Origin of the sequence: Pseudomonas sp. S3E17, assembly GCF_024168685.1 — a bacterium.
Classification (GTDB): Bacteria; Pseudomonadota; Gammaproteobacteria; order Pseudomonadales; family Pseudomonadaceae; genus Aquipseudomonas; species Aquipseudomonas marginalis.
The window spans coordinates 5584986-5600562 of record NZ_JALJWE010000001.1; the positions used below are offsets into that span (position 1 = coordinate 5584986).

Here is a 15577-nt window from a genome sequence, read left to right on the forward strand (position 1 = left end):
CTTCGAATGCCCGGGGACAGTCTGGCTTGGACTGGCGTCTGTCGACTCAGGCGGCCTGGTACAGACGGCGCTCGACCAGCCTGCTGTTACGCAGGCGATGCGTTGCCTTGGCACCGGCCAGCACGGCCAGGTCCAACAGCGGTTCGAGGATGACGACGGTCATGTAGGCACTGCCGAAGGTCAGGACTGACAGTGCGTTCTCTGCCGTGAAGCCCTTCCCGTAGAAGGCCCAGAAGGCAACCCAGGCGACGATGCCTGACTGGAAGGCCGTCGACAGGCCCAGTGCCTGGCGATAGCCCAGATCAACATAGGGCGTGTTTGGCGCGATGATACGCCGCGCCAGGGCAGCAACTGCCAACAGCGGTACCAAAAGGGTGGTGACGTTCATGCCGTACTGCGGCAGGTCGAATGGGGCGAAGAACAGCCCCTGGATTAACAGCCCCAAAGCGAGACCTACTGCTGCAGGTGCTGCACCGAACAACAGGAACAGCGTCGAGCCGAGTATGAGATGCACCTCCGAGACGCCAACCGGATGATGCGGTAGCAGTTCAAAGAAGCCAAACACCAGCGCCGTGGCGGCGGCGGCGCGAACTACCAGCGAGACGGCACCTCGTTCGCCAACGGCGTCCGCAACGAGTTTGACGGTGTAGGTGCCGACGCTTGCGGCGGTAACATAGCTCAACCAGAGTTTTCCGGCTTCCACGAGGCCAGGTTCGATATGCATGACGATGACTCCTTGGCCGCCTCTGCGGCTTGCTAGGTAAAAAAGGACAACAAAAAACTGCTCCTCCCTCAGTTAGAGGCTCGGCTGATCGCCACGGGCTCGCGATGCGGCAGATGCTCACCGGTGTGCCCGTGGGCCGGTGGACAGCTTGCATTGAGCAAAACCACTGGTTGTCCATGGGGAGTATTCAGATAGGCCTGCCTCCATTCCTCGCCCCGTTGGACGATGTCCTCCATCCCGGTCAGGCCTAGGGTGGTGACCATTCTTTCCATGGCCGTGATCCATTGCCGGTAATAGGCGTCATTGACGCTTTCTCCGGGTTGCGCCGGGGCAGCCTTGATCTCTTCGCTGAATACCTGCACCCAGTCCTTCCAGGGGAACACGCCGGCTTGGTGCAAGTGCACCAGCAGGGAAAAAGCCTGAGCCTGCCAAGGCTTGTCGAACACCGGGCCTTCATCGTCGAGAGGGAGGCCGACGGCCTTGTAGTCGTGGCGCATGCTCGTGTTCATACGGCCTCCAGGTAGTTGTCCCATAGGTCGATGCACACACTGTCCGGTCGCCGTACTCCCCACAATTCTTCGGCACTGAAGCGTACGGCATAGACCTGCTGCGGCTGTTCGCCCAAACCATGGGCCATCGTGTCCGGGGTAGCGAACGCGCCATGCGCGATCACGATTGTGCCGACCTTACCGCGCGCGTAGCGTGGCAGCCGGGTGTGATTGGTTGGGTTGAGGCACTTCGTCCGCACCCGGTCACCGACTCGGAATTGGCCGGGGACATCTTCTTTTGCCCGCGACGAGGCGCCGCCGAGCACTACGGCGTCGACGATGTCCGGAGTTAACACCGTGACGGGCTGTGTCGGTGGGGTTGGTTTGGCCGTACCCAGCAGTTCGGCGGTGCTGATGATGCCCTTTTCTGTCAGCAGGGTCTCGAAGGCGTGCAGCCAGTGCTCGTAGTAGCTCGACTGCAGGTATTCGGCCGGCTTCATGCGTTCGATGGCGTGGCGGAATTCGTCGACGTTGAAGTACCCGCCGACGAAGAGCGAGGCGAAGAGCGGAAAAACCCTGCGCTCCCAATCATGATGGAAGATGGGTTCGTGCTCTTCCGTGAGCACTGGGCCGAAACCATGCATGCCGCCCAGGTCGTGTATACCATTCATGGGTTTTCTCCTTTTCAGGTTCAGGCTACTTGATCCGGATTCTTAGGCAGTCCGGTACCGATCATGGCGTCGCGAGTCACGAGTTCGACTAGTTGTTCCTCGTTCCAGCCATCAGTACCCGCCGGACGTTCCGGCAATACCAGATAGCGCAGCTCAGCGCTGCTGTCCCAGACGCGAACTTCCTTGTCATCAGGAATCGTCAGACCGAACTCCGCCAGCACGCCGCGCGGGTCAATGACTATCCTCGAGCGATAAGGTGCGGATTTGTACCAGACCGGTGGCAGGCCCAGGGTCGGCCACGGGTAGCAGGAGCACAGTGTGCATACCGTCACGTTGTGCACGGTCTGGCTGTTCTCCACGACCACCATGTCTTCACCCTGAACCCCAGAAAAGCCCAACTCGGCGATGGCTGCGGTGCCATCTTCCAGCAGCCTGTGTTTGTACAGAGGGTCGAACCAGGCTTTTGCTATGACCTGGGCGCCGTTTCTCGGGCCGACCTTGTGTTGGTAGGTGTCCACCAAAGCATCCATGGCTACGGGATCGACCAGGCCCTTTTCCGTCAGCAGGGACTCGAGCGCTTTGACGCGTAGCGCTATGGCCTCCGGTGGCTCAGTGTGGTCGTGATCGTGATGATGTTCGTGCGTATGACTCATGTCTTTGCCCCCTCTGAAGTTGGTGAAATCGCTCCCTGCATTACTCGACGAGTGCAGCAATACCAGTATCCGGCGCCAGCTTTTTCACAGGTTACTTCCCTCGTTTCGGCCAAATTACCCCAACGCTTTTCATTCCTTTGGCGGGGTCCATTTCGGGGTGTGCGAGTACTACGTCGCGGTAGGAGGGGCTACCAATCACGGCGGGTTTAAACTTGATCAGAAAGTCATTGACCTCTTTGCGCAGGTCCGGTGCCAGATCGTAGTCGTTGTAGCATTCCTCAAGACAATCGAGCACGGCTTGCCAGTGCACCTCGGTAAGACCCATTCCGCGATGCGCGGTGACCATGTCCCTACCTCGGTATTTGGCGCTGCCACCCCAATGTTCAGAAAGGAAATCGACAAAGTTGATGTGTTCCTTCTGGAATGTTGATTCGGACATGTGGGCCCAGATATGGCCGATAGCGGGATGTCCCATGGTCTTCCTCAAAACTGCACCTGCGAACTGATAAATGACGTCGTAGCCCCCAAGACGCGCATAGAGGGAGGGCTGTTGTTCCACGGATGGTTGCTGGTCGGTCATGATGCGGTTTCTCCGTTTCGGCTGGGGACGATCTCATTCGCTCAATGTCGTGTTCCGCACGGTTGATAAAGGGCGCGAGAACTGGCGACGAATCCAAATTAGAGCTGCTGTCGAGCGCACGCTTTGCTGGCAAGGACAATCGCTTGGTCTGGACGGACAACGGCTTAGAAAAACCGTGCTTGCAGCAGACGCAGAATGCTGACATCGGAACTGGTCCTGCGGCCATGAGGGTAGATATGGTCCGTGACAGGGGGGCCTTTATTTCTGTCTTGACCGGACGGTTCGCTGTTCTAGATCTCCGTGGACGTTGGTGTTTTACGATTGCTCCCATTCCATCGGCGTTGCAGCACCAAGGTCCCGAGTTGCAGCAGGTAAGTGGCAAACTCTTCGGGTGCCATGTCCCATCTGTGTAAAAACCAGGATGAATCGGATAGTCGCTGCTGTTCTCGTAGACGCATGAGACACCTCGTCATTTGTGTTTGTAGGGACACGGCATGGAGTGAAAGTTATCTAGGGGAGATGAGGTGTGCTTGGTTCGAATGGACAACCGTTTGGTTAAAAAGGACAGGTATAGATGTCCGGCATGCCAGTGGGCAGCGATGGTGCGGGGGGAGGGGATAGGGATAGACAGAGATAAACGGCCAGACACAAGAAAGCCCGCACTAGGCGGGCTTCTTGAGGTGATTCATAGACTGCTGTAGACATCTATGGATCGGTACTTGGTGGCTACACAGGGACTTGAACCCCGGACCCCAGCATTATGAATGCTATGCTCTAACCAACTGAGCTATGTAGCCAAGTGGCGCGCATTATTCGCGTAGAACGGGAATGCGTCAAGCATTTATTTTGAATTTTTATCTACGCTTTCAATTGTTTATCGGAAACGCGCGAGTTGGGCGACGAGTGGTTGATGATTCGCTGCTTCTGTGAAGAGACGCCCCTGGCGCCAGGCAATCCCTCGGCTGCTGGGCAAAGCAGCTCGTTGATCCTGCTTGCAACGGGACTGATCGCTCAAGGGGCTTGGGGCTGATGTTCGGTTTTGGCGGGATCGGTGCGACGCTGTCAGGGTGATTGGTGATCTTCCTGGCACGTACGAAAAAGGTCTGTTCGGTTGGGCAGATATCCCTGTCGCCCAACGCTTGGCCAGTCAGCCGGTTTTACGATTGGAACGGGTTCTGGGTGGTGCGCTTGAGCTGTTCGCGTGCTCGCGACAGGCGTGAGCGAACGGTGCCGATGGGGATGTCCAATACATCGGCGGTGTCCTGGTAGCTGCCGTCGGTTTCCAGCGAGGCGTACATCGTCCTGCGCATTTCCGTCGGCAGGTGGTCAATGGCGCTCAGGGTGGTCTCCAGGCGGCGGTTGATCTCAAATTCCCAATCCAAGTTGTTGTTTTCTTCCTGTCCATGCCACAACGACTCATCAAATTCGCAATGCACGGGTTTGGCATACATGCGCCTGAAGTGGTTGCGAATCAGGTTCTGTGCGATGCCGCACATCCAGGTGCTGAGCGAGGCGTTGCCGCAGAAACGCTCGCGGTTGCGCCAGGCTTCCAGGTACGTCAGTTGCAGAAGATCATCCGCATCTTCCGGGTTGAGTACGCGCTTGTGAATGAAGCGCCTGAGTTTTTTCTGCTGGTCGTCTGTCAGGTGATGCATGAATTGAGGCGAGCTGCCAACGAGGTGAGCTAAAGCTTCAATGGGGAGATTCATGTTTTTTTTCCTTAGGGTAGACGCAGTCGAGCGGGTGTCGACAGGTCCCTTTAGCACTCCCTGTGCCAAGCGGAAAAAATTCGTAACCTTATGATTTATATATATAAATATTTTGAATTGATGCGTTTTTGTGCAGCGATTTGCACGGAGCACTGAAGGCTTTTGCAAGTTTTTTCAAATTCGTATTGAGAAAGGATTTCGATGGAACTGCATGGGCAGCCGTTGCCACACAGGGAAACACTCTTCCTGTACTGGCGTGTCCATGAAAGTCGAATCCAACAACGATGTGCAACCAATCCGCCCCCTGGATCAGGCGGCTATCAGTCATGCCTCAGTTCCCGCACCCGCGAAGGGAATCGATGAGCTTGCACATCTGTTCGGCCAGGAGGTGGAGCTCAACAGCCGAGCGCTGAGCGGCCGGAAGATGACGTTGCGCGTGCCCCCCGTCGAGCAGCTTGCGCAACTTTATGATCAGTTGGGCCATCCGGCCAAGAAGACGCTGGCGTTCCTTTCGCTACTCTTCAGGCAGCAATTGCAGGGCAGACCTACTGTCGAAAAATTGCTGAAGCTTGCGGACGGGGACCCGGCGCGTGCGTTTGTGGTGCTCAAGCATGTGGTGGCCAAGGCTGGCAGCGAGGCCCGTCAGTCCGACGCTACGTTGGCGCGCGATGCCATTGCCCAGCTTGAAGCCCGTTTCAAAGGGGAGATCCAGGCAGGCCTGAACATTGCCTTGGCATTGCAGTCGGCCGGGGTCGACCCGCAGGAGCGCCAGGCACTGCGTATGCTCTACTACGCCAATGTGGTCACGCGCCAGTCCCTGTCGACGATGATGCAGGCTTTGCTGGGTGTATACGGTGGTGAGCAGTTCCACGTCGGGCTCCAGGTGATGCGTAAGGCGTTGGCGGATGACATTGCGGCCAAGGTGTCGTCAATGCCCACGCCCCTGTTGCGCACTTTGCTGCAGGGCCTGCGAGACTGCGGGCAGTTGAGCTCCGTGTTGGCTGGGTGCAATGAGTTGATCGGGCGCTTGGGCATCGAACATGACGCGGTAGGCTTGTTGCAGCGTCTGCTGGCTTACGCCGGCGGTGGCATTGAGGCTGCTGAGGCACTGCGACTGGCGAATGATCTGGGAGGGATCTCATCCCTCCAGCAACTGCTAGCCCTCCAGGCGATTTACCCATTGTTCAAGCAGTTGCCCTTGGCCTTGTGGTCTGACAATCAAGTACGACGGGATACCTTGGCTCGGCTTGTGACGGTGGTGGATGAACTGGACCGGCATATGCGCGGGCCTACACGACATGCCGGTGAGCCGAGGACCATGACGTGACCGCTCTGTCGGCCATCAACCGTGTATTGCTCAAAGTGGCACAACGCGCCGAAGTGTTGGGCGCCGTGGTGGTCATGGCCATCGTATTCATCTTTATTGTGCCGCTGCCCACTTGGCTGGTGGACATTTTGATCGCCCTCAATATCTGCATTTCGTGCCTGTTGATCGTGCTTGCGCTCTACCTGCCGGGCCCCCTGGCGTTTTCGTCGTTTCCGTCGATCCTGTTGTTGACCACCATGTTTCGACTGGCCCTGTCGATTGCAACCACGCGTCTGATCCTGCTGGAGCAGGATGCGGGTGACATCGTCGAGGCCTTCGGTAATTTTGTGGTGGGGGGCAACCTGGCAGTGGGGATGGTGATTTTCCTGATCCTGACCCTGGTTAACTTCCTGGTGATCACCAAAGGCTCGGAGCGGGTTGCCGAGGTCGCGGCACGGTTCAGCCTGGACGCGATGCCGGGCAAGCAGATGTCCATCGACAGTGACTTGCGTGCCGGTCTGATTGACGGCACACAAGCGCGGGACAAGCGCGAGCAGTTATCCCGTGAGAGCCAGTTGTTCGGCGCGATGGATGGGGCCATGAAGTTCGTCAAGGGCGACGCTATCGCGGGGTTGATCATCGTCGTGGTCAACCTGTTGGGCGGCTTCTCTACGGGCATGTTCCAGCACGGCTTGAGCGCTGCTGAATCAATGACGTTGTATTCGGTGCTGACTATCGGCGACGGTCTGATTGCACAGATTCCGGCGCTGCTGATCTCTCTGACCGCCGGCATGATCATCACCCGCGTGGCGCCGGAGGGGCGTAAGGGCATCAGTAACATGGGTGCCGAAATTGCCCGGCAAATGACCAGCGAGCCCAAGAGCTGGGTCATCGCTTCGGTGGGCATGCTCGCGTTTGCGATAGTGCCCGGTATGCCGACCGGGGTATTTATCCTTATTTCGCTGATAACCGGCAGCCTGGGGTATTACCTGATGCGCCAGCGTCAGCGACAGGCAGAGCCCGCGGCCGCAGTCGCCGAAGCCGTGCGTCCCGAAGAGAACGGAAAAGAGGACTTGCGCGGGTTCGATCCGTCGCGCCCTTACCTGTTGCTGTTCCCTCCGGTTTTGCGTGGGACGCCTGAGGTGACGGAGCTTATTCATGGGATTCGTCAGGCCCGAAATGCACTGGTTGCCAATATCGGTCTGACCCTGCCGCCCTTCGAAGTCGAACTCGATGACTCGCTGGCCGCCGACGAAATGCGTTTTTGTGTGCATGAAGTGCCGATGGTCAAGGCCTCGGTTGTCAACTATCTGGCCGTTGAGCGTAACGCCTTGACGGTCGAGCCTGAGCACGGAATACCCGGGCTGGCTGAGCGTGATGAACAGGACTGGGTCTGGCTGGCACCGGATGATCCATTGCTCGATGACCCGCAATTGGAACGCTTTACCGCGACCAGTCTGATCATCGAACGCATGAAGCAGGCCATGATGCTCAGCGGACCGCAGTTCCTGGGGATCCAGGAGAGCAAGTCGATCCTCAGCTGGCTGGAGCACAACCAGCCGGAACTGGTGCAGGAACTGCAACGAATCATGCCGCTGTCGCGGTTTTCGTCAGTATTGCAACGCCTGGCCGGTGAAGGCGTGCCGCTGCGCGCCGTGCGGTTGATTGTCGAATCGCTGATCGAGTATGGCCAGCATGAGCGTGAGCCGGAAGCATTGGCCGACTACGCGCGTATTGCGCTCAAGGCGCAGATTTTCCATCAATACAGCGAGGCCGACGGCCTGCATGCCTGGCTGCTGTCACCGCAGTCTGAAAACATCCTGCGTGAGGCATTGCGCCAGACCCAGACCGGGGTGTTTTTCGCGCTTGACGACGACCACAGCGCCGCGTTGATCACCCTGCTCAACCAGGCCTTTACCTTAAGGGCCAAGCGCAAGAGTGTGCTGTTGGTGGCGCAGGACCTGCGTAGTCCCTTGCGTACCTTGCTGGTGGAAGAGTTCAACCATGTCCCGGTGCTGTCGTTTGCTGAGTTGGGGAGCACCTCCAAGGTCAAAGTGCTGGGGCGCATTGACCTTGGCCAGGACGAGCTGATGCGTGGTGCAGTGGAATGAGTATTGGGCCATGACCAGCGTGGAGGTCTCGCTGATGTTTGAGTTAAGGGTGCTTGACGGGCTGCGCCAGGGCGCTGCGTTGCCGTTGTTTGGGGAGCAGTGGAGCATTGGCGCTCACGCGGACGCCGACCTGATGTTGAACGACCCGGGAGTCGTCGAGCAGCATGCGCGCCTGCAGCTTATTGACTCCAACTGGTTGGTGCAGGCCGAAGCGGGGCTGTTGCGAGACCCCGAAGGCCAGGTACTGGCGCAGATCGCCAAGCTGGAACTGAATGTGCCGTTTTCAGTGGGAGGGGTGCGTCTGTGCGTCACCTTGGCCGAGGAGCCTTGGCCCCAACCCGCAGCCCCTGTGACGGTAGCGCCGCCGCCGGCCCATGAGCCTGCGCAAGCGATGAAGTTATCGTCAATCTCGCAGTCGCAGCAAAAGCGCCTGATCAGCCTGGTGTTGGTGGTAACGGCAATCCTCGTGGCCGTGGGCACGGTCTCCACAGGGGAGCGTGAAGCGCAGGCTTCGCTGATGCCGCCCGTGGTTCAGAAACAGGAGCTGGCTTCGCCTTTTGAAGTACGCCAGCAGCTGTTGAAGATGCTCAGCGAGCGTGAGTTGAGTCAGCGGGTCACCTTGCAAGTGATCAATGGCCAGGTGGCGCTCAGCGGAGATGTTTCCCAGGACGACGTGGAGCTGGTAGCGCGCATGCTCAGACGTTTTGGTGAGCAATTCGACAGCTCGGTACCGGTGATCAGCCGTGTGCGTGCGCGCGACGGCACATTGCCATTTAGGATTGTGCAGATCGTCGGCGGGCCGAACGGTCACGTGGTCCTGGAAGAGGGCGGCCGACTGTTTGTGGGCGACGAAGTGGAAGGGCTGCGATTGGTGCTGATCGACAACAGCAAGGTGGTCTTCGACGGCGCGCAGCGTTACGAGGTGCGCTGGTGAGTGCGGATTTGCAAGCGCGTCTTGAAGCCTGGCAGCAGCGCCAGTCCCAGTCATTGAGCAACTTTGCACCGGTGACGATGCGTGGCCGAATCCTGCGCGTCAACGGCATGCTGCTGCAGTGCCGGCTACCCCAGGCGCGTATCGGCGACTTGTGCCAGGTGGAAAAAAGCCCGGGCGACTACATGCTCGCCGAGATCATCGGCTTCGATCAGCAGGATGCGGTGCTCAGTGCCTTGGGTAATTTGGAAGGCGTGCGGGTAGGTGCTGGAGTGGAGCGCCTTGGGGTATCGCATCGGGTCCAGGTCAGCGAGGCCCTGTTGGGACAGGTGCTGGATGGTTTCGGCCGGCCGATTGCGGGGCAGGGCGTGAGTGCGTTTGTCGAGGCTGACTTACCGGATACCAGTGCGGTGTTATGTGAAGCGCCGTTGCCCACCGAGCGGCCGAGGATTAACCGTGCACTGGCCACCGGCGTGCGTTCGATCGATGGCCTGATGACGATTGGCGAGGGGCAGCGTGTAGGCCTGTTCGCCGGGGCCGGTTGTGGCAAGACCACCTTGCTGGCCGAGATCGCGCGTAACGTCGAGTGCGATGTCATCGTATTCGGGCTGATCGGCGAGCGGGGGCGGGAGCTGCGCGAGTTTCTCGACCATGAGCTCGATGACCAGTTGCGCGCCAAGGCGGTCCTGGTGTGCGCCACCTCTGATCGCTCCAGCATGGAGCGCGCCCGAGCCGCGTTCACGGCCACGGCATTGGCCGAAGGTTTTCGGCGCAAGGGGCAGCGGGTATTGCTGCTGATTGACTCCTTGACCCGTTTCGCCCGGGCCCAGCGTGAGATCGGCCTGGCTGCCGGCGAACCCCTGGGGCGCGGAGGTTTGCCCCCTTCGGTATACAGCCTGCTGCCACGACTGGTGGAGCGTGCCGGGTTGACGCGTGACGGTGTGATCACCGCGATCTATACGGTGCTGATTGAGCAGGACTCCATGAACGATCCGGTGGCCGATGAAGTTCGCTCGCTGCTCGATGGGCATATCGTGCTGTCCCGCAAGCTTGCCGAGCGTGGGCACTACCCGGCGGTGGATGTGTTGGCGAGCCTTTCACGGATCTTGAGCAACGTCGCAGAGCCGGAAGACATCCAGGCGGGTACGGCATTGCGACGGTTGTTGTCGGCGTACCAACAGATCGAGCTGATGCTCAAGCTGGGGGAGTATCAACCCGGCAGCGATGCCCTGACCGATCTGGCGGTGGACAGCCGTCAGGCGGTCGACGGGTTCCTGCGCCAGGACTTGCGTGAGCCTTCGCCGATGGTGACGACGCTGGAGCAACTTAAGGAGCTGACCGCCCATGTCCCATTCTGATGTGCTTCTCGGCGAAGTCGAGACGCTGCGGCGCCTGCGCAGGCACAGGGCTGACCGCGCCGAGCGCGCCTTGCGTGAGGCCAGGCGCGCCCAGCAGGCCCTGCTCGTAGATATCCAGCAGGCTAAGGATGCGCTTGAGCAGACTCGGCAGGAGGAGGCTCGGCAAAGTGCTGAATTGCTCAGTCAGCATCAGGGGCAGGTGCTGAGCCTGAAGGCCTTGAAATCCTGGGGCGCACAGGAACGAACATTATCTGCCAGTACCCGGCGGGACCAAGGCCAGCTGGCGCAATTACAAGGCCAGCAAGACGAAAAGGAAAGCCGCGTCGGGAGTGCTCAGAAACACGTCACCGAGTGTCTGCGGCAGGTGGAGAAGCTTCAGGAGTTATCCCTTCTTCTGGCCCAGGAGCCGACATGACCCAGGTTTCAAATAAACCCGTTGAGCGCCCACGTCCGCGTGAGGTGCGTGAGGAGCGGGAGCCGGGCGCTACGGGCGTAGTGTCTTGGGAACAAGGGCGACTGTTCGCTCAACTGTTTGCCGATAACGATGAAGGCACTGGATCGGGAGCTTCCTTATCGGGAATCAAGGCGTCGGCCGGTGCCTCCATGGTCGAGGCCCTTACCGAGCAATTAGCCCCTCGCATACAGGCTGGTTCCCAGTGGCCGCTGCAGGCGGTGTTGTACTTGCCTCGGCTGGGGCGGATCAATGCCAGCGTTCGCCGTGAACAGAGTGCCTGGAGCATTGAACTGGAAGCGGAACATGACGCCACGGCGCGTTGGCTCAGCGGCGTGCGGCAACAGTGTGAGGACCGGTTCTCGGCAGTGCTGGGGTTGCCGGTCAACCTGCTTGTGCCTAGTACTGGCTGCGCATGAAAGTGCCGCACTTGACCTTTCCCTTGATCAAGAGCGACACGGTTGCCGCACGCCGTCGACTGGGGCGCGGCTTGCGCCTGGCGTTTCAGGTCGCCGGCGAGGACGGCGAGCTGCGGCTGGAACCTGGACGGGCACCAGCAGGTGCCAAGGCGTTCTGCTTCGAAACCGTGTGTGGTGTCCTGGCGCTCGCGGAAGCGGGGCCGTTGCTCAGCCTGCTGGGCGAATGCCCGGTGACATTGGCCCCGTCCGGCAACGATCCGGAGTCCTGGTTCTGGGCTTTGTTCCAGCATCACCTGAGCCCGCAGGTGAGTGCGTTATTGGGGGATATCCGATTGCTGGAGACCGACCGGCCCAAGGGGTTTGGTTGCCGGCTCAGCGTAACCCTGGGGGCGTCGCGGGTTGTGGGCTATCTGTGGCTGGCCCCTGAAACGTTCCTGGCGTTGTGCGACGCCGGGCCGTGGCGCACCACTGCCGGGCCGATGTCGACGCGGTTCCAATTGGCTATTGCCGTGACCCTTGGGCGTTTGCAGTTACCGATTGCACAGGCTCGCAGCCTGCGTACCGGTGATGTGCTGGTGCTTGAACAGACCTTTTTTCAAGCCCAGGGCAGCGGCTACATACAGGTTGGCAAACAGCGGCTGCATGGCTGCATTGACGATGCCACTGGCGCTTTGTGCCTGACCCTTACTTCTATCGAGGACACGTCCATGGACGAAGATTTTGCAGCGCCCCATTATTCGGAATACGAGGAAGGGGAGCCCGTGGAGGATGTATTCGGCCATGAGCCGTTCGATGAGTTGAGCATGGCGCTGAATGTGCGCTGCGGAACGCTGAACCTGACATTGGGTGAGCTGCGTAATCTCGCACCCGGCTCGGTGCTGGGTATTGCCGGTTACGCCCCAGGTATGGCGGGCCTCTATTATGGCGACCGCCCTATCGGCCAGGGACAGTTGGTGGAAGTCGACGGGCGCCTGGGGTTGCAGTTGTCCCGCGTGATGTTCGGTCGATGACGCTTCAGGGGATCGACCCCCTCATTCTGGCCGTATTCCTTGGGGCGTTGTCGTTGATGCCCATGTTGTTGATCATCTGCACGTCGTTTTTAAAGATTGTCATTGTGCTGATGATCACCCGCAATGCCATTGGTGTGCAGCAGGTACCCCCTAGCATGGCCATCAATGGCATCGCGCTGGCGGCCACGCTGTTCATCATGGCTCCGGTGGGTTACGAGATTGCGGAGAGCGTCAAAGCTTCCCCTCTGGACATGAGCAATGTGCAAACATTTCTGCAAACGGGAAATGAAGCCATCAAACCGTTGCGTGCCTTCATGCTGCGCAACGTGGACCCGGATGTGCTGACGCACCTGCTGGAAAATACCGCGCGGCTGTGGCCCGCACAGATGGCGCAGGAGGTGCAACGCGAGGACCTGATCCTGCTGATTCCGGCCTTCGTGCTGTCGCAGTTGCAGGCAGGGTTCGAGATCGGTTTCCTGATCTACATTCCCTTCATTGTGATCGACCTGATCGTCTCCAATCTGCTGCTGGCGCTGGGCATGCAAATGGTCTCGCCGATGACCATTTCCCTGCCGCTCAAACTGCTGTTGTTCGTGCTGGTGTCCGGCTGGTCGCGGCTGCTCGACAGCTTGTTCCTCTCCTATCTCTGAGTGGCTTATGGAACCGATCGTGCTGTTCAAACAGGGCATGTTGCTGGTGGTGGTGTTGTCGGCGCCACCGTTGATCGTGGCGGTGGTGGTGGGTGTGCTGACATCCCTGGTGCAGGCACTGATGCAGATACAGGACCAGACGCTGCCCTTTGGCATCAAGCTGGTGGCGGTGGGTATCACGCTGATCATGACCGGGCGCTGGATTGGCGTGGAGTTGATCCAACTGATCAACCTCACCTTCGAGATGATCGGCCGCTCGGCCCTGAACTGAGGCCTCTCCTGTGCTGCTCTATCTCGAATTCCTGCCCAGCCTCTTGATCGGCATGGCGCGTATCTACCCCTGTGCCTTCCTGGTGGCGGCGTTTTGTTTTCAACACATACGCGGCATGCCTCGGCATACCATTGTGATGGTCATGGCATTGCTGCCCGCGCCGGGTATCCATGCGGCGCTGGAGGGGCAGGATTACTCAGCGCTCATGCTCGGTGGGTTGGTGCTCAAGGAGGTGGCGCTGGGGTTGTTGCTGGGAGTGTTGCTGGCGATGCCGTTCTGGATGTTCGAGGCGGTGGGGGCGCTGCTGGATAACCAGCGCGGTGCGTTGGCCGGTGGTCAGCTCAATCCTTCACTGGGGCCGGATGCCACGCCGATAGGGCACTTGTTCAAGCATCTGGCGATTTTTCTGCTGATGGTCAGCCTTGGGTTGGGCGCGTTGACCCAGGTGATCTGGGACAGTTACCTGATCTGGCCCCCTACTGTTTGGTTTCCGCTGCCTGCTCCCAATGGCATGAATGTATTCATCGGCCTGCTGGGCGATACCTTCACACACATGATGCTGTACGCCGCGCCCTTCATTGCGGTGCTGTTGTTGCTGGAGTTCGGTATTGCATTGCTGGGGGTCTACAGCCAGCAATTACAGGTGAGTACGCTGGCGCCGCCGGTCAAGAGCCTGGCAGGTATTGGTATTGTGCTGTTGTACTTTGCCCTGCTGCAGGACCTGATTGTCGGGCGCATGCTCCAGTTGGGCGACCTGAAACACTCGCTGGGGCTTCTCTTCAAGGCCTCAGTACCATGAGTGACTCGGGGGAGAAAAAGCACCCGGCCTCAGCCAAGAAACTGCGCGACCAGCGCAAGAAGGGCCAGGTCGCCCAGAGTCAGGACGTCCCCAAGTTACTGGTACTCACGGCTATCAGTGAGATCGCCCTGTTAACCGCCGAGACCAGTCTTCAGCGCTTCCAGCAATTGATGGTGTTGCCGATGTCGCGCTTGAGCCAGCCCTTTGTACGCGCGTTTGAAGAGGTGCTGGTTGAAGGGCTGGTCATGTTTGCTTCGTTTGCCCTGTTGATGGTCGGAGTGGCGATCACGACGAAGCTGATCAGCAGTTGGATGCAATTCGGGTTGCTGTTCGCCCCGGAAGCGCTGAAGCTCGATTTCAATCGCCTCAACCCGGTCAGCCAGCTCAAGCAAATGTTCTCTCCCCAGTCGGTGATGAATCTGTTGATGAGCATCGCCAAGGCGTTCCTTATCGGCCTGATTGTGTACCTGGTGGTCTGGCCTTCGCTGGGGGTATTGATCAATTTGGCAAACAGCGATCTGCAAAGTTACCTGCTGGCGCTGATCGCCCTGTTCCGCCATCTGCTGCACGCCTGCCTTGGTTTGCTGCTGGTGTTGGCCCTGATCGACCTGGCCTTGCAGAAGCACTTCTTCGCCAAACGCATGCGCATGACCCAGGTCGAGGTCGTCAAGGAGTACAAGGACATGGAAGGCGACCCCCATGTGAAAGGCCAGCGCCGCTCGTTGGCGTACCAACTGGCCCAGGAGGAGCCGAAGGTCAAGCTGCCCAAACTGGAGGAGGCCGATATGTTGGTGGTCAACCCGACGCACTTTGCGGTCGCCTTGTACTACCGGCCCGGTAAGACGCCGCTGCCGTTACTGATCAGCAAAGGCACCGACGCCGAGGCCCGCACGTTGATCGTACGAGCCAAGGCCGCCGAGGTGCCGGTGATCCAGTGTGTGTGGCTGGCCCGCACGCTGTATACGAAACAGCTCGGTGCAAGCATTCCTCGCGAAACCTTGCAGGCCGTTGCGCTGATCTACCGCACCTTGCGCGAGCTGGATGACGAAGCCAAGCGCGAAACCCTGGAGTTGCCGGAGCTTGAGCGGCGTTGATCAGCGACTGGAAGGTGCGTCCAGGGCACCGAGGTTGGCCAGCGATAACATCCGGCTGAGAATCTTGTCCAGCGTGTTACGCGCTGCCGGCAGCGCGTGCCAGATCACCAGGGCGTACTGGGCATCGAGGTAGATGAAAAAGCCATCGTATAACGACGCGTATTCAAAGCGTCGCTCCAGCACCCATTGCAGTTGCCCGGTTTGCTGCGCTTCACGGGCGATATGCAAGGCCACCCCCGGCTGATTGCCGCCTTGCAGCGCACATACCTTGATGCCGGGAGCGAGCGGCAGGTGAGCGGCAGCGCCGCTCACCAGACTGTCCAGAAATACCTGGCGTTGTGCGTCGGGCATT

At 59.4% G+C, this 15577-nt stretch carries 18 protein-coding genes and 1 tRNA gene; 11 read left to right on the top strand and 8 right to left on the bottom strand.

All coding sequences use genetic code 11. The features are described from left to right. Positions 1–46 precede the first annotated feature (46 nt). From J3D60_RS25140 to J3D60_RS25170, 7 genes are all read right to left on the bottom strand, one after another. Positions 47–724, bottom strand: a complete 678-nt coding sequence (locus J3D60_RS25140) for an energy-coupling factor ABC transporter permease (protein WP_253493191.1) — start codon at positions 722–724, stop codon at positions 47–49. Between the two features lie 68 nt (positions 725–792). Beyond that, on the bottom strand, positions 793–1233 hold the full coding sequence (locus J3D60_RS25145) for a nitrile hydratase accessory protein (RefSeq protein ID WP_253493193.1): 441 nt from the start codon (positions 1231–1233) through the stop codon (positions 793–795). Further along, complete coding sequence (nthB, locus tag J3D60_RS25150) at positions 1230–1883, bottom strand: nitrile hydratase subunit beta (RefSeq protein WP_065938429.1); 654 nt, start codon at positions 1881–1883, stop codon at positions 1230–1232. Before nthB ends, J3D60_RS25145 begins: the two co-directional genes overlap by 4 nt. A 20-nt stretch (positions 1884–1903) precedes the next feature. Next, on the bottom strand, positions 1904–2536 hold the full coding sequence (gene nthA, locus J3D60_RS25155) for a nitrile hydratase subunit alpha (RefSeq protein ID WP_027606924.1): 633 nt from the start codon (positions 2534–2536) through the stop codon (positions 1904–1906). A gap of 91 nt (positions 2537–2627) precedes the next feature. Further along, positions 2628–3116 (bottom strand): group 1 truncated hemoglobin, encoded by a 489-nt coding sequence (locus J3D60_RS25160; RefSeq protein ID WP_027606923.1) that lies wholly within the window; start codon positions 3114–3116, stop codon positions 2628–2630. A 720-nt stretch (positions 3117–3836) separates the two neighbouring features. Beyond that, positions 3837–3913: transfer RNA gene (locus J3D60_RS25165), tRNA-Met, on the bottom strand. Between the two features lie 360 nt (positions 3914–4273). Further along, positions 4274–4825 (bottom strand): RNA polymerase sigma factor, encoded by a 552-nt coding sequence (locus tag J3D60_RS25170; protein ID WP_253493196.1) that lies wholly within the window; start codon positions 4823–4825, stop codon positions 4274–4276. 262 nt (positions 4826–5087) lie between these two features. Between J3D60_RS25170 and sctW the strand changes: the two genes are divergently transcribed. From sctW to sctU, 11 genes are read left to right on the top strand one after another with little or no spacing between them, the layout of a single operon-like run. Beyond that, on the top strand, positions 5088–6152 hold the full coding sequence (gene sctW / locus J3D60_RS25175) for a type III secretion system gatekeeper subunit SctW (RefSeq protein WP_253493197.1): 1065 nt from the start codon (positions 5088–5090) through the stop codon (positions 6150–6152). Further along, positions 6149–8242: a type III secretion system export apparatus subunit SctV gene (gene sctV, locus J3D60_RS25180; RefSeq protein WP_065938431.1), complete on the top strand. Its 2094-nt coding sequence runs from the start codon at positions 6149–6151 to the stop codon at positions 8240–8242. Before sctW ends, sctV begins: the two co-directional genes overlap by 4 nt. 34 nt (positions 8243–8276) lie before the next feature. Next, positions 8277–9176 carry an FHA domain-containing protein gene (locus J3D60_RS25185; protein ID WP_253494034.1) on the top strand — a complete coding sequence of 300 codons (900 nt, stop codon included), beginning with the start codon at positions 8277–8279 and terminating at the stop codon, positions 9174–9176. Next, positions 9173–10531: a FliI/YscN family ATPase gene (locus J3D60_RS25190; protein ID WP_253493198.1), complete on the top strand. Its 1359-nt coding sequence runs from the start codon at positions 9173–9175 to the stop codon at positions 10529–10531. Before J3D60_RS25185 ends, J3D60_RS25190 begins: the two co-directional genes overlap by 4 nt. Beyond that, on the top strand, positions 10518–10946 hold the full coding sequence (locus J3D60_RS25195) for a YscO family type III secretion system apparatus protein (protein WP_065938433.1): 429 nt from the start codon (positions 10518–10520) through the stop codon (positions 10944–10946). The genes J3D60_RS25190 and J3D60_RS25195 overlap by 14 nt, the downstream gene beginning before the upstream one ends. After that, the gene (locus tag J3D60_RS25200; protein ID WP_065938434.1) at positions 10943–11401 is read left to right on the top strand and encodes a type III secretion system HrpP C-terminal domain-containing protein; all 459 of its coding nucleotides are present in this window, start codon (positions 10943–10945) and stop codon (positions 11399–11401) included. The genes J3D60_RS25195 and J3D60_RS25200 overlap by 4 nt, the downstream gene beginning before the upstream one ends. Then, positions 11398–12411: a FliM/FliN family flagellar motor switch protein gene (locus tag J3D60_RS25205; RefSeq protein WP_253493199.1), complete on the top strand. Its 1014-nt coding sequence runs from the start codon at positions 11398–11400 to the stop codon at positions 12409–12411. Before J3D60_RS25200 ends, J3D60_RS25205 begins: the two co-directional genes overlap by 4 nt. Continuing rightward, on the top strand, positions 12408–13061 hold the full coding sequence (gene sctR, locus J3D60_RS25210) for a type III secretion system export apparatus subunit SctR (RefSeq protein ID WP_065938436.1): 654 nt from the start codon (positions 12408–12410) through the stop codon (positions 13059–13061). The genes J3D60_RS25205 and sctR overlap by 4 nt, the downstream gene beginning before the upstream one ends. Before the next feature lie 7 nt (positions 13062–13068). Beyond that, a complete protein-coding gene (sctS, locus tag J3D60_RS25215; RefSeq protein ID WP_065938437.1) occupies positions 13069–13332 on the top strand; it encodes a type III secretion system export apparatus subunit SctS in 264 nt (87 codons plus the stop codon). Between the two features lie 10 nt (positions 13333–13342). Further along, positions 13343–14131, top strand: a complete 789-nt coding sequence (gene sctT / locus J3D60_RS25220; RefSeq protein WP_253493201.1) for a type III secretion system export apparatus subunit SctT — start codon at positions 13343–13345, stop codon at positions 14129–14131. Then, a complete protein-coding gene (gene sctU, locus J3D60_RS25225; RefSeq protein ID WP_253493203.1) occupies positions 14128–15225 on the top strand; it encodes a type III secretion system export apparatus subunit SctU in 1098 nt (365 codons plus the stop codon). The genes sctT and sctU overlap by 4 nt, the downstream gene beginning before the upstream one ends. On the opposite strand, the gene J3D60_RS25230 is transcribed toward sctU, so the two are convergent. Next, positions 15226–15576: a transcriptional regulator gene (locus J3D60_RS25230; RefSeq protein ID WP_253493205.1), complete on the bottom strand. Its 351-nt coding sequence runs from the start codon at positions 15574–15576 to the stop codon at positions 15226–15228. Between the last annotated feature and the right edge of the window lies 1 nt (position 15577).

Excerpts from the sequence above, each read along its gene's own strand:
- J3D60_RS25140 (WP_253493191.1), bottom strand. The coding sequence starts at position 724 with ATGCATATCGAACCTGGCCTCGTGGAAGCCGGAAAACTCTGGTTGAGC.
- J3D60_RS25145 (WP_253493193.1), bottom strand. The coding sequence starts at position 1,233 with ATGAACACGAGCATGCGCCACGACTACAAGGCCGTCGGCCTCCCTCTC.
- nthB (WP_065938429.1), bottom strand. The coding sequence starts at position 1,883 with ATGAATGGTATACACGACCTGGGCGGCATGCATGGTTTCGGCCCAGTG.
- nthA (WP_027606924.1), bottom strand. The coding sequence starts at position 2,536 with ATGAGTCATACGCACGAACATCATCACGATCACGACCACACTGAGCCA.
- J3D60_RS25160 (WP_027606923.1), bottom strand. The coding sequence starts at position 3,116 with ATGACCGACCAGCAACCATCCGTGGAACAACAGCCCTCCCTCTATGCG.
- J3D60_RS25170 (WP_253493196.1), bottom strand. The coding sequence starts at position 4,825 with ATGAATCTCCCCATTGAAGCTTTAGCTCACCTCGTTGGCAGCTCGCCT.
- sctW (WP_253493197.1), top strand. The coding sequence starts at position 5,088 with ATGAAAGTCGAATCCAACAACGATGTGCAACCAATCCGCCCCCTGGAT.
- J3D60_RS25185 (WP_253494034.1), top strand. The coding sequence starts at position 8,277 with ATGTTTGAGTTAAGGGTGCTTGACGGGCTGCGCCAGGGCGCTGCGTTG.
- J3D60_RS25195 (WP_065938433.1), top strand. The coding sequence starts at position 10,518 with ATGTCCCATTCTGATGTGCTTCTCGGCGAAGTCGAGACGCTGCGGCGC.
- J3D60_RS25200 (WP_065938434.1), top strand. The coding sequence starts at position 10,943 with ATGACCCAGGTTTCAAATAAACCCGTTGAGCGCCCACGTCCGCGTGAG.
- J3D60_RS25205 (WP_253493199.1), top strand. The coding sequence starts at position 11,398 with ATGAAAGTGCCGCACTTGACCTTTCCCTTGATCAAGAGCGACACGGTT.
- sctR (WP_065938436.1), top strand. The coding sequence starts at position 12,408 with ATGACGCTTCAGGGGATCGACCCCCTCATTCTGGCCGTATTCCTTGGG.
- sctS (WP_065938437.1), top strand. The coding sequence starts at position 13,069 with ATGGAACCGATCGTGCTGTTCAAACAGGGCATGTTGCTGGTGGTGGTG.
- sctU (WP_253493203.1), top strand. The coding sequence starts at position 14,128 with ATGAGTGACTCGGGGGAGAAAAAGCACCCGGCCTCAGCCAAGAAACTG.
- J3D60_RS25230 (WP_253493205.1), bottom strand. The coding sequence starts at position 15,576 with ATGCCCGACGCACAACGCCAGGTATTTCTGGACAGTCTGGTGAGCGGC.